Origin of the sequence: Streptomyces rhizosphaerihabitans, assembly GCF_025399795.1 — a bacterium.
GTDB lineage: Bacteria > Actinomycetota > Actinomycetes > Streptomycetales > Streptomycetaceae > Streptomyces > Streptomyces rhizosphaerihabitans.
Window position 1 is genome coordinate 190,880 of sequence record NZ_JAODTZ010000006.1, and the last position, 13,585, is coordinate 204,464.

The 13,585-nt window shown below is 70.4% G+C and carries 8 protein-coding genes; 2 read left to right on the forward strand and 6 right to left on the reverse strand.

The genetic code is table 11. The features are described 5' to 3' along the window. Positions 1 to 22: 22 nt before the first annotated feature. The 6 genes from N4G66_RS08530 to N4G66_RS08555 all read right to left on the reverse strand — a co-directional run bounded on the left by N4G66_RS08530 (position 23) and on the right by N4G66_RS08555 (position 11,964). Positions 23 to 5,041 carry a DUF3320 domain-containing protein gene (locus tag N4G66_RS08530; protein WP_261703374.1) on the reverse strand — a complete coding sequence of 1,673 codons (5,019 nt, stop codon included), beginning with the start codon at positions 5,039 to 5,041 and terminating at the stop codon, positions 23 to 25. Positions 5,042 to 5,215: 174 nt separating this feature from the next. Further along, positions 5,216 to 6,055 carry a carbohydrate ABC transporter permease gene (locus tag N4G66_RS08535; RefSeq protein WP_261703375.1) on the reverse strand — a complete coding sequence of 280 codons (840 nt, stop codon included), beginning with the start codon at positions 6,053 to 6,055 and terminating at the stop codon, positions 5,216 to 5,218. Next, on the reverse strand, positions 6,052 to 7,410 hold the full coding sequence (locus tag N4G66_RS08540) for an ABC transporter permease subunit (protein WP_261703376.1): 1,359 nt from the start codon (positions 7,408 to 7,410) through the stop codon (positions 6,052 to 6,054). Before N4G66_RS08540 ends, N4G66_RS08535 begins: the two co-directional genes overlap by 4 nt. A gap of 6 nt (positions 7,411 to 7,416) precedes the next feature. Continuing rightward, on the reverse strand, positions 7,417 to 8,742 hold the full coding sequence (locus tag N4G66_RS08545; RefSeq protein ID WP_261703377.1) for an ABC transporter substrate-binding protein: 1,326 nt from the start codon (positions 8,740 to 8,742) through the stop codon (positions 7,417 to 7,419). Between the two features lie 109 nt (positions 8,743 to 8,851). Next, entirely contained in the window at positions 8,852 to 10,489 is a 1,638-nt protein-coding gene (locus N4G66_RS08550) for a glycoside hydrolase family 13 protein (RefSeq protein ID WP_261703378.1), read from the reverse strand. A 200-nt stretch (positions 10,490 to 10,689) separates the two neighbouring features. Beyond that, positions 10,690 to 11,964: an ABC transporter substrate-binding protein gene (locus N4G66_RS08555; protein ID WP_261703379.1), complete on the reverse strand. Its 1,275-nt coding sequence runs from the start codon at positions 11,962 to 11,964 to the stop codon at positions 10,690 to 10,692. 219 nt (positions 11,965 to 12,183) lie between these two features. On the opposite strand from N4G66_RS08555, the gene N4G66_RS08560 reads away from it, so the two are divergent. Together N4G66_RS08560 and N4G66_RS08565 are read left to right on the forward strand one after the other, a co-directional pair. Further along, complete coding sequence (locus tag N4G66_RS08560) at positions 12,184 to 12,699, forward strand: PadR family transcriptional regulator (RefSeq protein WP_261703380.1); 516 nt, start codon at positions 12,184 to 12,186, stop codon at positions 12,697 to 12,699. Next, positions 12,696 to 13,487 (forward strand): ABC transporter ATP-binding protein, encoded by a 792-nt coding sequence (locus N4G66_RS08565; protein WP_261703381.1) that lies wholly within the window; start codon positions 12,696 to 12,698, stop codon positions 13,485 to 13,487. Before N4G66_RS08560 ends, N4G66_RS08565 begins: the two co-directional genes overlap by 4 nt. Positions 13,488 to 13,585 lie beyond the last annotated feature (98 nt).

Sequence of the window (13,585 nt, forward strand, 5' to 3'; positions counted from 1 at the left end):
CACCCCTGCCCACCCGGTCCGGTCAGCGGGCCGCGTTGATGCGGTCCTGTCCGCCCTCCAGTCGGCCCTGCCGGTGCAGTTCCGCGATGTCGGCCGCCAGGCAGTCGCGGATGTCCTTGCCCGTGCGGCGCCAGCCGAAGAACTCGCACGCCTGCTTGATCAGCTCGTCCTCGGACATTCCAGGGCACTCGGCGGCCAGCTCGCACAGCGCGACGTGCCGCTCGGCGGGGGCGATGTGCACGACCTTGCGGATCGTGTCGCCGTCCTCGGGATGCCGAGCCCTGACCACGTCGTGGCCCTCCGTGTCGAAGAACGCTCCGTCCATCGAGACGAGACCCGAGCGGACCAGGGTGTGCGCCACCTCCCGGACGTTGTCCCGGATACGGCTGCCCGCCCGGGCGACGCCCCAGGCCTCGCGGGCACGCTGCACCAGCAGATCCTCGTGGATCGGCCCCTCGGCCTCGATGACCTGTGCCAGCAGCTTGCGCAGCGTGGGCCGGGCCTCTGGCGTGTGCAGTTCGTGGCGGGGCCGCACCACGACCGCCTCGGTCCGGTACGGGGTGCTCCACTCCCGTTCCGCGCCGCTGTCGACCGGCACACGTTCGTACTCCGGCTCCGCCGGTTCGGGCGTGCGCGGGAGAGGCGGCGCGGCCGACCGCGCTCCGGCGCCTTCCACGGAGACCGGCGCCGACTTCGGTTCGGTCCGTCCCCCGGAAGGCGCGCCTTCTCCGGACGGTGTCCGTTCCCCGGAGGGTGACGGCGGCGCGGCCGGCGTCGTGACCGACGTGGTGAGCGGCCCCTGGACGATCGCCTGTTCGACCGCCTCCCGCAACCGCAGCTCCGCGGCGGCGCGCCCGCGGTACCAGTCGGTGCCCCAGATGCGGTGGAGACGCCAGCCGAGCCCGTTCAGTACCTGCTCACGCAGCCGGTCCCGGTCCCGGGCCGCCTTCGAGGAGTGGTACATGGCACCGTCGCACTCGATACCGAGCGCGTAGGCGCCGGGCAGTTGCGGATGGCGCACGCCGAGGTCGATGCGGTAGCCGGCGACGCCGACCTGCGGCTGGACCCGGTAGCCCCAGTCCCGCAGGACCGCGAGGACGGACTCCTCGAACGGGCTGTCCGGCTCGGCGTCCGTCTGGACGACGTCGCGGGCGAGGACGGACGGCCCGTTCTCGGCGTACTCGAGATAGCGCTTCAGGTACTGCACGCTCTCGTTGGGGCTGTCGGCCAGGCTCGTACCCCGGAAGGACGAGACGACTTCCATGCGGTAGCGGGCGCGGGTCACCGCCACGTTGAGGCGGCGCCAGCCACCGCCCTTGTTGATCGGGCCGAAGTTCAGCCCCAGCTTGCCGTGTTCATCAGGGCCGTACCCCACGGACATGATCATCACATCGCGCTCGTCACCCTGGACGGATTCCAGGTTCTTGACGAAGAAGCCGTCGAGACGGTCCTCGGTGAAGCAGTGGTCGAGGTCGGGCCGCGCGAGCCGCGCCTGCTGCACGGCCTGGTCGATCGCCGACGCCTGGGCCTGGGAGAGCGCGACGACGCCGAGGGTTCTGCCGGGCCGGGTGTCGAAGTGGTGGAGGACGCGTCGGGCGACGAAGTCCGCTTCGAGGCGGTTGTCACGCCGCCCGCCCCTGTCGTACACACCGTCGGCCTTCAGGAAGGCGACACCGACGTCGTTGCCCTCGTCCAGCGCTCCGGGGAAGGTCACCATCGCGTTGCCGTAGAACTCGCGGTTGCTGAAGGTGATCAGGTTCTCGTGACGGCTGCGGTAGTGCCAGGACAGCGGCAGTTCGCGCATGGCGCCGGCCTTGCAGGCATGCAGCAGGGATTCGAAGGAGTCCGGTACGTCCTGCGCGTACTCGTCGGTGTCGTCGTCCACCGAGGAGTCGAAGAACGAGGTCGGCGGCAGCTGCTTGTCGTCACCGGCCACGACGAGGGTGCGTCCCCGGTAGACGCAGTTGACCGCGTCGCTGGGCCGGACCTGGGACGCCTCGTCGAAGACCACCACGTCGAAGTGGAAGTCCGGCGGCAGGAATTGACTGACCGTCAGCGGGCTCATCATGAAGCACGGCTTGATCGACTGAACGACGTCGCGAGTCCTGCCGAGCAGTTCCCGTACCGGCATGTGGCGGGTCTTCTTCTCCGCCTCCCGGACGATGACGGCGCCCGCTCCCCCGGCGAACCTGCGTGGGCGCCGCTTGTTGCAGGCCTCGATGACGGCGCCGCCCGCGGCGGCGATCAGCCTGCGGTCGGCCTCCTGGAAGTCGGTGACCCGCGCGTCGAGGTCGTCGGAGCGGGAACTGCGCAGGCGCTTGTCCGTGGCGAGGATGCCGTCGGCCCAGGCACGCAGCAGCGCCTGCTCGACGACATCGGCCAGCCGGCCGGGTTCGACACCCCGCTCGGCCGCGCTCACCACGAGGTCGTCCGCACTGTGCCGGGCGAGCACGGCGAGGCCGTCGACGTAGGCGTGCCACACCTGTGGGCCCTGCTCGTCGCCGCGGAGGACCGCGATCACCTGGTGGGCCTGGTCGAAGAGGCCCAGGAGGCCGGGCGAGAGCTGGGTGCGGCGGGCGGTGTCGAACAGATCGAGCAGGGTGTTGACGGACCGGGTCCAGCGATCGGCCCGAGCGCCGACCGTGGCACACCAGGCGCCGAGCGAGTGCCGGACGTTCTCGGCGAGCAGCTCCGGGAGCCGGTCCGCGTCGGCGTCGCAGGCGAGCCGCTCGGCGAGCAGGTCGCGGCGGTCGGCGTCCTGGCTCAGTACGGCGATACGGTCGGCCGTGGACAGCGCCAGGTCGAGATCCGCCAGGGCCTCCCGGGTGCGCGGGACATACCGGCCGAGGAGGGCGGTGTGACGGTCGGTCAGGCGGGCCAGCGCGGCCGCCGCGTCGCGCCACGCGAGCGCCTGCTCCAGCCGGCCCGGCAGCTGCTTGCCCCAGACACCGCTGCGCGTGAGCGCGGTCACGGCGTCGCGGTCGGCCTTGTACTGGGCCGAGAAGCGTCCCATCAGACCGCGGTGCCGATTCGCGAACCGGTCCACCAGGTCCGGCAGTTCGGCGCATGCGAGCACCTGCTCGCCGAAGACGTCCGAGGCCGTGCCACGGGCCGCGGCCTCGGCGTCCAGGGCTTGGCGCAGCTCCCCCGCCGCCGCGTGTGCCTGCCGCAGGACCTGGGCGTCGAACCATCCATGCGGCGGCCGGTGGGCGGCGCTCGTCAGATCGGCCAACTCGCACAGGGCGAAAGCCGTTTCGGCACGGTCCGCCTTCGGCAGGCCGAACAGGTCGGCGAGCTGGGCCACTTGTGCCGACACATCGTCGGGCAGGCCTCCGTCCACCGGTGCCGCCCCCTCCGGCGGGGTCTGCGAGTCCGGGAGACCCTCCCGCAAGGACCGCACCGCCTGCCGGACTTCGCGTACCGACCGGGGTTCGTCCTGCGTCGCCGCGAAGGGACGGCGGCCGGTCGCCGTCAGCAGGGCGTCCAGGGCGTCCGCGGCTTCGGAGACCACCTGATGCGCGCAGGCGCCGGTCAGTCCGCGCCAGGGGAAGGACTCCCCTTCGGCGGCCGGGCGCCAGGCGCGGCCGATCGTGCGGGAGGCCGTGGCGAGTTCCTGCAGGGCACCGGCGGTCAGACCGCGGACGACCTTGGCGTTCTCCGCGGCCAGCGGCAGCTTCGGAGTGCCGGACTGCTCCAGCAGGACCAGGCGCCCGAGCACGTCGTGCAGGCTGCGCCCCAGCGGTTCCCGGGTCTCGTTCATGGCGGCGGCGTACGCGGACAGTTCTTCGCGCAGCTTGCGGGCCCGCTCCAGTTCGTGCTCGGCGGCGCCGGTGACGCGGACCTCGGTGGTCAGCACCCGGGCGAGTTCGGTGGCCACCGCTTTCTTGCTCGTGTCACCGCTGTGCAGTGCCATCACGAAGTCGCCGAGGCCCACGCCGCGCAGCCGGTTGCGTACGACGTCGAGCGCCGCGGCCTTCTCGCTGACGAACAGCACGCTGCGTCCGGCGTGCATGAGCGCGGCGATCATGTTGGTGATGGTCTGGCTCTTGCCGGTGCCGGGCGGGCCGCTCATGACGAAGGACCGCTGGTCGAGGGCGGCGGCGATGCACTGCCGCTGCGAGGCGTCGGCGTCGAGGACCAGGGGTGTCCGCTCGGGCAGCTGGACGTCGTCGATGCGGTCCAGGTCCGCCGGTTCGAAGGCGATCAGGTCGTCGGGCAGGCCGGCGTCGGGGCCGAGCGCGACGGCCCGGACCAGCGGATGGCCGAGCACCTGCTCCTCGTTCTGCTGGAGATCCTGGTACATGGCCTCCCGGTGCGAGGCGAACAGCCCGAGCACCACCCGCTCGTCCACCGACCAGCCCTTCAGGCCGGCCGCGACCGACCGGGCGGCGGAGATCACGGCGCGCAGATCCGTGACATCCGTGGCGGTGACCGGGCTCCAGTCCACCCCGAGCCGCTCCAGCTTCACGGCGAGCGCCGGATTGTGGATACGGTCCTGGTCGTCGGCCAGGTGGAGGCGACAACGCCGGTTGCTGTCCCTGCGCAGTTCGACCGGGACGAGGAGCAGCGGAGCGGCGCTGCTCTGATCGGCGTCGGCCTCACGCCAGTCGAGCATGCCGACGCCGAGCCAGAGCACCCACAGGCCGTAGTCGTTGTACATCTGGCCGGACTTCTGGCGCAGTTGGTACAGCGAGCTGTCGAGCGAGGCCTGGGTGGCCTTCTGCGTGACCAGCCCCGTCCGGGGCCGTCGGCCGGCGGCCCCGGTTCCTTCGTCGGCCGTCCCCTCCTCGCCCGCCTCTTCGGCGTCCGCCGTCTCGTCGACGGCAGCGAAGTCCCAGCCCTTGGCGAGATCGGAGAGGAGAACGCCGGCGGAGGGCGTGGTGATCTCCAGGGTCGCCGTTCTGGTGTGCCGGAAGTTGAGCAGCCGGTTGCGCCCGCCCATGTCCAGCAGGGAGTTGCGCCAGCCGTCGAGAACGGCCTTCAGCCGGTCGAGACCGGGATCGCTGACAGAAGCGGACACGGTCCGGGACTGATCGGGCATACGGTGAATACCTCCTGAGCACCATGCACAGGGGTCGCCGCCGTCACAGGCCCCCCTGGAGGTATCTCCCTATCAGCTCATTTCTCCCGGCACACCGAAGATCACCAACACGGTATGTGTTTGTTGTGAAGAATTCGAACATGTGATGTGGGGGTGTACGGGATCGCCCCCGGTTCACTTGACAGAACCCGCCATCACCCCCTGGACGAAGTGCCGCTGGAAGGCGAAGAAGACCGCCACCGGGACCACCAGGGACAGGAACGCCCCCGGGGCCAGCACATCGATGTTGCTTCCGAACTGCCGGATCTGTGACTGGAGTTCGACCGTGAGCGGCTGTGCGGAGCTGTCGGCGAAGAGCAGGGCGACCAGCATGTCGTTCCAGACCCAGAGGAACTGGAAGATGGCGAGGCTGGCGATGGCCGGCCGTCCCACCGGGAGCACCAGCCGGGTGAAGATGCGCCACTCGCTTCCCCCGTCCATGCGCGCGGCCTCCAGCATCTCCTTCGGCATCTCCGCGAAGTAGTTGCGCAGCAGGAAGATCGCGAACGGCAGGCCGTACGAGACGTGGAACAGGACGACGCCGGGGATCGTGCCGAACAGCCCCAGCTGCCCGAAGAGTTTGGCCACCGGCAGCAGGCCGATCTGCACCGGCACCACCAACAGCGCGACCACCAGCAGGAAGACGGCGTCGCGCCCCGGGAAGTCCAGCCAGGCGAAGGCGTATCCGGCGAGCGCGGCGATGACGACGACGAGGACGGTCGCCGGGACGGAGATCAGGACGGTGTTCCAGAAGGCCTGTGTCATCCCCGCGTTGCCCAGCAGGGCGGAGTAGTTGTCGAAGGACAGCTGCCCGGGGCTCTTCAGCGCGGTCCACCAGCCGCCCTGCGCGGTGTCCTTGGCCGACCGCAGCGAGGACAGGAAGAGACCCGCGAGCGGGGTGAGCCACACCAGGCCCACGACGACGAGAAACGCCTGCACCAGGCTGCTGCCGAGTCCTCGCCTGAGCGCGTTCATCGTTGACTCCCTCGGAAACGGCGGACGTTGAAGATCATGGCGGGGATCACCAGGAGCAGAAGCAGGACACCGAGCGCGCTGCCGAGGCCCTGGTTGTTGCCGCCGCCGAAGGACACCAGCCACATCTGGGTGGCGAGTACGGTGGCGTCCTCCTGCACCGGGCCCGGCGCGATGATGTAGACGAGGTCGAAGACCTTCATCACGTTGATGACGAGGGTCACGAAGACGACGGTCAACACCGGGGCGAGCAGCGGGACCGTGATCCGGCGGAAGATCTGCCACTCGTTCGCCCCGTCCATCCGGGCCGCCTCCAGCGCGTCACGCGGCAGCGCGGCCAGCCCCGCGCCGATGAGCACCATGGCGAAGCCGGTCCAGATCCACAGGTAGGCGCCGATGACGGCCGGCGTGACGAGCGCGGGTCCCAGCCAGGACACGCCCTCGTACGGCGGGGCGAAGTTCGACGCGGGCAGCCGCACGGTGTACGGGCCCGGGCCGAGGTCCTTGAAGCGGAAGGAGCCGTCGGCCGCGGTGGTGGTGCTCGCGACCGCGTGACCGTCCCGTACCGCCTCGACCGTCATCTCGGGCAGTCCGCTCTCCTTCCGGTCGGCCTTGCCCTGCACCCCTCCCCCGCCACGGGTGAAGTCCAGGTAGACGGCACCGCGCAGCTCGCCGGACACCGCCGGGCGCCGGGCGGCGGCGTACGCGGGCCGCGCACCCTGCGGCAGGTCCTCGGGGAGTACGCCGACCAGGCCGAGGGCGATGGTGTGGCCCGGCGAGGTGGGATCGGTCGTGCCGTACGAGCCGTCGGCTCCCTTGGTGAGGCCCTGGCCCTCGCGGGCGCGGGCGGTCGGGTACGTCGAGGTTCCCGTGAAGGCGTCGTGCACGGAGACTGCGGCGGCGTTCAGCACGCCCTTGTCTGGGTCCTCGTCGTAGGCGAGCCGGAAGATGATGCCCGCGGCGAGGAAGGAGACCGCCATCGGCATGAACAGCAGCAGCTTGAACGCCGTCGCCCAGCGCACCTTCTCGACGAGGACGGCGAGGACGAGGCCGAGGCCCGTGAGCAGGGTCGGCGCGACGACGACCCAGATCGCCGTGTTGCGGACGGCCTTGATCGTGGCGGGGTCGCGGAACATCTCGGTGTAGTTGTCACCGCCCACGAACCGTGTGCCGGAGGCGTCGAAGAAGCTGCGGCCCACGGAGAACAGCACGGGGTAGACGACGAGCGCGCCGAGCAGGAGCAGTGCGGGCAGGACGAAGGCGAGGGCGACGACCCGGCCGCGGCGCCGGGCCCGCCGTCTGCGGTCGGCCGGGGCGACCGGCGGCGGGCTCGCCTCTTTCAGGAGCGTGGCGGTCATGTGCGATCAGCCCTTGTACGCCTTGGCCGCCGCGCTCTCCAGCTCGGCCGCGGTCCCCTTCGGGTCGGACGGGTCACGCAGGAAGTCCTGGAGGATCTTCCACTCACCGGCGCCCTTGGTGCCGCCGAACGCGGCCGGGGCCTGGTCGGACATGTCGAAGCGGACGGAATTCCCGGCCGCGACAAGGGACTTGGCGGTCTCACGGGTGACGTCGTCACCGTACGAGGAGAGGTCGAGCTTCTTGTTCGGGGACAGGAAGCCGCCCGCCTTGGCCCAGACCGCGGACGCCTCGGGGGTCGTCAGGTACTCCAGGAAGCGCATGGCGGCCTTCTGGTTCTTGCCGTCCTTGAGGACGACGGCCGCGTCGCCGCCGCTGACCACGGGGGCCTTGCCGCCGCCGACCGCCGGGAAGGGGAAGAAGTTCGCGTCCTCGCCGATCTTCCGGCCGAACTGGTCCTTGGCGACCCCGGCGACGAAGTCGCCCTCGAAGACCATGCCGGCCTGGGGCTTGGGCCCGAAGACCTTCTCGACGGAGCCCGGGAAGTCGGTGTTCAGGGCCCCCTTCTGGCCCCCGGCCATCAGCTGCTTGTCCTTGAAGAGCTTGCCGAGGGTGGTGAGGGCCTCGACCACGGTCGGGTCGGTCCACTTGATCCTGTGGGTGGCCAGGGCGTCGTACTTCTCGGGCCCGGCCTGGGAGAGGTAGATGTTCTCGAACCAGTCGGTGAGCGTCCAGCCGTCCTGTCCGGCGACGGAGAAGGCGGCGAGACCCGAGTCGGCGACCGTGTGCCCGGCCTTCAGCATCGCGTCGTAGGTCGTCGGCGGCTCGACGCCCGCCTGGTCGAGGGCATTGGGGCTGTACCAGACGGTGGACTTGTGCGCGGCCTTGAAGTAGAGGCCGTACAGCGTGCCGTCGACGCTGCCGTAGTTCTTCCACACGCTCGCGTAATTGGCGTCGACCGCCGCTCCGGCCGTCTTGGACAGCGGTTCGAGCCAGCCCTGCTTCGCGAACTGCTGGAGCACGCCGACCTGCGGGACCATCACCACGTCGGGGGCCTTGCCGCCCTCGATCTTGCTGCCGATGACGGTGGAGACGTTGTCGCCGGTGGAGACGAACTGCGTCTTGGCGCCGGTCTTCTCGGTGAAGGCGTCCAGCACCTTCTGGAAGTTCTTCTGCTCGCTGCCGGACCAGACACCGGCCACGGTGATCGTCTGGCCGTCGAGCGACTTGCCGCCGCCGCCTGCGGAGACGGGGCCGCCTCCGCAGGCGGTCGCGCCGAGCGCCAGGGCGAGGGCGGTGCAGCTCGCGAGCAGGGTCGTACGTCGTCGCATCATCGTTGATGTCCCTTCGGGGAAATGGGTGTTGACGGATCGTCAAGGAGTGGGGAGGAGCGGAGAGTGCGGCTCGGAGGGAAGGTCGTGGACCCGAACTCGGTCGGAGGGCTCAGGGGTTGGTGGAGTCGCTGATCCACCAGGCGGCCGTCGAGCCGGGCAGGACGCCGGGCGCGCAGGGGCCGCTGGAGAGCAGCGGGGTTCCGGAGACCGGCGCGGGCGTGGGTGACGAGCCGAAGTTGACGGCGCACACCAGGCCGTCGCCCCGGACGAAGCCGAGGACGCCGGGCTGGGTGTCCAGCCAGCGCAGCTCGCCCTCCCCCAACTGGGGGAGTCCGGAGCGCAGTTGGAGTCCGTCGCGGTACAGGTGCCAGAAGGAGCGGGTGTCGGCGAGGGCGCGGTCGGTCGCGTACTCGGCGAAGTAGGCGGGCTGCGGCAGCCACGGCTTGGCGCTCTCCGCACCCGAGGTGAAGCCGAACGGCGACGCGTGCCCCGACCACGGCAGCGGCACCCGGCAGCCGTCGCGGATGCGTGCGCGGCTTCCGGTGCGGCGGTATATCGGATCGGTGAGCACGTCGTCGGGAAGGTCGACGACCTCGGGCAGGCCGAGCTCCTCGCCCTGGTAGATGTACGCCGCTCCGGGCAGCGCCAGCATCAGCAGCGCGGCGGCACGGGCGCGGGCGGCACCCAGACCGCTGCCCTCGGTGCCCAGTTCGCCGTAGCGGGTGACCGTGCGGACCTGGTCGTGGTTGTTGAGCACCCAGGTGACCGTCGAGCCGGTGCCGGCGATGTCCTGCATGGCCTCGGAGATGACCTTGCGGAAGGCGTCGGCGCTCCAGGGCGCGCTCAGCAGGTCGAAGAAGAAGGCCTGGTGCAGCTCGTCGTGGCGTACGTACCGGGCGTGTTCGCGGGCGGTCGGCACGGAGACCTCGCCGACGAGCAGCCGTTCCCGGCCGTCCTCGGCGGTGTACTCCTCGCACACCGACCGCCAGTGGCGCCAGACATCGTGCACCTCCGGCTGGTTCCAGGCGAGCGGGTTGACCGAGTCGCGGGTGCGGGCGTCGGCCTCGGGGTCGGGCGAGTCCGGCAGGCCGGGGTGCTTGTAGAGCCCGGCGGCCACGTCGATGCGGAAGCCGTCGACGCCCCGGTCGAGCCAGAAGCGCAGTACGTGGTCGAAGTGGCTGCCGACCTCGGGGTTGCGCCAGTTCAGGTCGGGCTGCTCCGGCGTGAACATGTGCAGGTACCACTGTCCGGGGGTGCCGTCCCGCTCGGTGACCCTGCTCCAGGCGGGGCCGCCGAACATGGCGTGCCAGTTGTTGGGCGGTTCGGCGCCGTCCGGTCCCCGGCCGTCGGCGAAGTGGAAACGGGCGCGGGCGGTGCTGCCGGGCGCCGGGTCCAGCGCCTCACGGAACCACGGGTGCTCGCTGGAGCAGTGGTTGGGGACGATGTCCAGGAGCACCCGGACGCCGAGGCGCCGGGCGTCCGTCATCAGCAGGTCGAACTCGGCGAGGTCGCCGAACAGCGGGTCCACATCGCAGTAGTCGGCGACGTCGTAGCCGTGGTCGTGCTGCGGCGAGGGGTAGAAGGGGCTCAGCCAGATGCCGTCGACCCCGAGCTTCTTGAGATACGGCAGTCCGGCCCGGACGCCGGCGAGATCACCGATGCCGTCCCCGGTGCTGTCCAGAAAGCTCCGGACGTACACCTGGTAGATCACTGCGTCGCGCCACCAGCGGTGCGTGTTGAGCGTCACCCGTTGACCTGTCTGTGCGTGCTTCGGTTATGCATGCATGTTAGGTAGGCATGTCGAGGAGATGTCAACGAGTAGACAGGAGGTAGCGGGAAGCTGGCCCTTTAAATACGCATTTTTTGACCCACCCCATCCGAGATGAGACGGCGGCGTTACCTAACATGTAACTAGGAAGGGGTCGCTGGATGCGACGAAGAAGGGGCTCAGCCCCGATGCGAGATGTCGGCCAGTTCGCGCGCCAGCCGGCGCACGGCGGCCTCGGGCGTCTGGTGCCCGGTCATCGCGTCGTGCACCACGGCCTGCACGACGAGGCTCACCTGGTCGTAGCGGGGGCTCTTGGGGCGCGGCGCCGCGGCGAGCACACCGGCCCGCAGCGTCGGCAGGTACGGGAACTCCCGGACCAGTTCCGGATCCTGGTAGAGGTCGGCCCGTACGGGTGGCAGCGCGCCCTTGGTCAGGACTTGACGCTGCACCCGTTCACTCGTGAGATACGCGATCAGGCGGGCAGCGGAATCGGGGTGCCTGGCCTGCGCGTTGACCGCGAGGTTGGAGCCGCCGAGCACGCTCGTCCCCGGCCCGTCGGGGCCCGGCAGCGGAACCGCGCCGATCTTCCCCGCGACGGCCGATCCCGGGGCGGAGGCGCTGACATAGGCGTAGGGCCAGTTGCGCAGGAAGAGGAGACGGCCGTCCTGGAAGGCCTGTTTGGACTCCTGCTCCTTGTACGTCAGCGCCTTTTTCGGTATCCAGCCGTCGCGGACGCCGTCGGCGAGGAAGCCGATGCCCTCACGGGCCGCCGCGGAGTCCACCGTGACGCGCTCGCCCTCGTCACCGAGGATCGTGCCGCCCGCCGAATAGACCGCCTCGGCGGCGTTCACGGTGAGGCCCTCGTAGGGCAGGAACTGGCCCGCGTAACCGTCGAGTCCGTACTTCGGCGCGATGGTCTTCGCCTGTTTCTCCAGCTCGGCCCAGGTGCGCGGCGGCGCGACACCCTCCTTGGCCAGGATGTCCTTGCGATAGAGGAGCAGTCCGGCATTCGTGACGTACGGGACGGCGTACAGCTTGCCGTCGTACCTCGCCGTGTCGACCACCGGCGGCAGGAAGCCGTCGAGCGGGAAGCGGTCGCGGGGCAGCGGGGAGATCCAGCCCGCCGCGGCGAACTCCGAGGTCCACGCGACATCGATGTTGAGGACGTCGAAGCGCCTCCGGTCACCGCCGCGCAGGTCGGTGGTCATCTGCGCGTGGGTCTCGTCCGCGGAGTCCGGGAGTTCGACGAGGGTGACCTTCTCGCCGGGGTGCGCGCGGTTCCAGCCGTCGAGCAGCGGCCCGAGATAGTTGGTGAGGTCACCGGCGGTGGCCAGCGTCAGCGGACCGCGTCCGCCCCCGCGCGCCCCGTCGGCGGGCGAACCCGAGGCGACGTAACCGGACAGGACCACCGCGACGACCAGGAGGCCCCTACCGGCGGCGCGTATCCACCGCATAGGTTCCTCCCTGTACACCGGCACCGGGCACCTTCGCCCGGAGTCAGAGGCCATGTATACCTGTTAGGTATGGGCGATACTAGGGCCTGCGGCACATTGGCCTCCGGTTCATGGGTGTTCGGCACATGGGCCCGCAACACATGACGAGCATGCCGTGAGCGGCCGGGACGCCCCGGGGGCGAACCGAGAAAAAGAGAGAAGAGGGGGAGGAGAGCACGAGTGCGGCTGCCCCTCCTGGCCCTGCTGGCGCGCGGCCCGGCCCATGGCTACGAGCTCAAGCAGGACCTTGAGCAACTGCTGGGCTCCGCGTACCCTCAGCCGAACGTCGGCCAGATCTATGTGACACTCGGCCGCCTCGAGAAGTCGGGACTGATCGAGGGCGAGGAAGTCGAGCAGTCGAGCCGGCCCAACAAGAAGATCTATCACCTCACCGACGCCGGGCGTGAGGCGCTGCGCGCCTGGTACGAGGAGACGGCGGACGAACCGCGGGTACGGGACGAGTTCTTCATGAAGCTCGCGCTCGCGCCGCAGACCGGTCTCGCCGACCAGATCGCCCTGATCAACAAGCAGCGGCGCCGGTATCTGAACACCATGCGCGAACTGTCGAAGCTCGCCACGACCGAGAACCGGGACAACCGCATCTCCCAGCTGCTCATCGAGGGCGCCATGCTGCATCTGCAGGCCGACCTCGACTGGCTGGAACGCTGCCAGGAGGAGTTGGAGGAGCAGGAATGAGCCGCACCCCTCCCGCGCCGCGCGCCGAGAACCCGTCGCCGCGTGCCGGCGAGCCCGCTGTGCTGCGCGCGGAGGGCCTGGTCAAGACCCATTACGGCGAAGGGGCTCCCGCACACGCCGTGCGCGGCGTCGACCTCTCCGTACGGCGGGGCGAGTTCGTGGCCGTCACCGGCCCTTCCGGCGCCGGGAAGTCGACCCTGCTGCATCTGCTCGGCGGGCTCCAGAAGCCGGATTCCGGCAGCATCTGGCTGGACGGCGTCTGCACGGACGGATACGGCGAGGCCCGCTGGGCGATCGAGCGCCGGCGCCGCATCGGCATCGTGTTCCAGTTCTTCAACCTGGTGTCGAATCTGTCGGTGGCCGACAACGTCGAGCTGCCCGCCCTGCTCGCGGGGGTCTCCCCAAGGCAGGCGCGCGCCGAGCGCGAGCAGCTGCTCGCCGAGCTGGGACTTCAGGGCAAGGAGCGCAGCATGCCGGGCGAGCTGTCCGGCGGTGAGCAGCAGCGCGTCGCGCTGGCCAGGGCGCTGGTCAACCATCCGCCCCTGCTGCTCGCCGACGAGCCCGCGGGCAGCCTGGACAGCAAGGGCACCCGGGAGGTGACCCGGCTGTTGTCCCGTTTCCATCAGCGCGGCCAGACGATCGTGCTGGTCACCCACGACGCGCGGCTCGCGAGCGCCGCGGACCGGGTGATCAGCTTCTTCGACGGCCGTATCGCCGACGACGCGGAACTCGACGGCGCGCCGTCGCGGGGCCTGGGGATATCCGGCGTGCTGGAACTGAAGGACTGAGCGGCATGCGCAACCTCTTGTTCGCCTCCCTCGCACCGGCGCCCCCGCTTGCCCGCGCCACCACCCCGACACCCCCGGCCCCGCTTGCCCGCGCCACC

What these genes read in the sequence shown, in the direction of transcription:
- N4G66_RS08545 (WP_261703377.1), bottom strand. Translation starts at nt 8,742, where the DNA reads ATGATGCGACGACGTACGACCCTGCTCGCGAGCTGCACCGCCCTCGCC.
- N4G66_RS08535 (WP_261703375.1), bottom strand. Translation starts at nt 6,055, where the DNA reads ATGAACGCGCTCAGGCGAGGACTCGGCAGCAGCCTGGTGCAGGCGTTT.
- N4G66_RS08565 (WP_261703381.1), top strand. Translation starts at nt 12,696, where the DNA reads ATGAGCCGCACCCCTCCCGCGCCGCGCGCCGAGAACCCGTCGCCGCGT.
- N4G66_RS08540 (WP_261703376.1), bottom strand. Translation starts at nt 7,410, where the DNA reads ATGACCGCCACGCTCCTGAAAGAGGCGAGCCCGCCGCCGGTCGCCCCG.
- N4G66_RS08530 (WP_261703374.1), bottom strand. Translation starts at nt 5,041, where the DNA reads ATGCCCGATCAGTCCCGGACCGTGTCCGCTTCTGTCAGCGATCCCGGT.
- N4G66_RS08555 (WP_261703379.1), bottom strand. Translation starts at nt 11,964, where the DNA reads ATGCGGTGGATACGCGCCGCCGGTAGGGGCCTCCTGGTCGTCGCGGTG.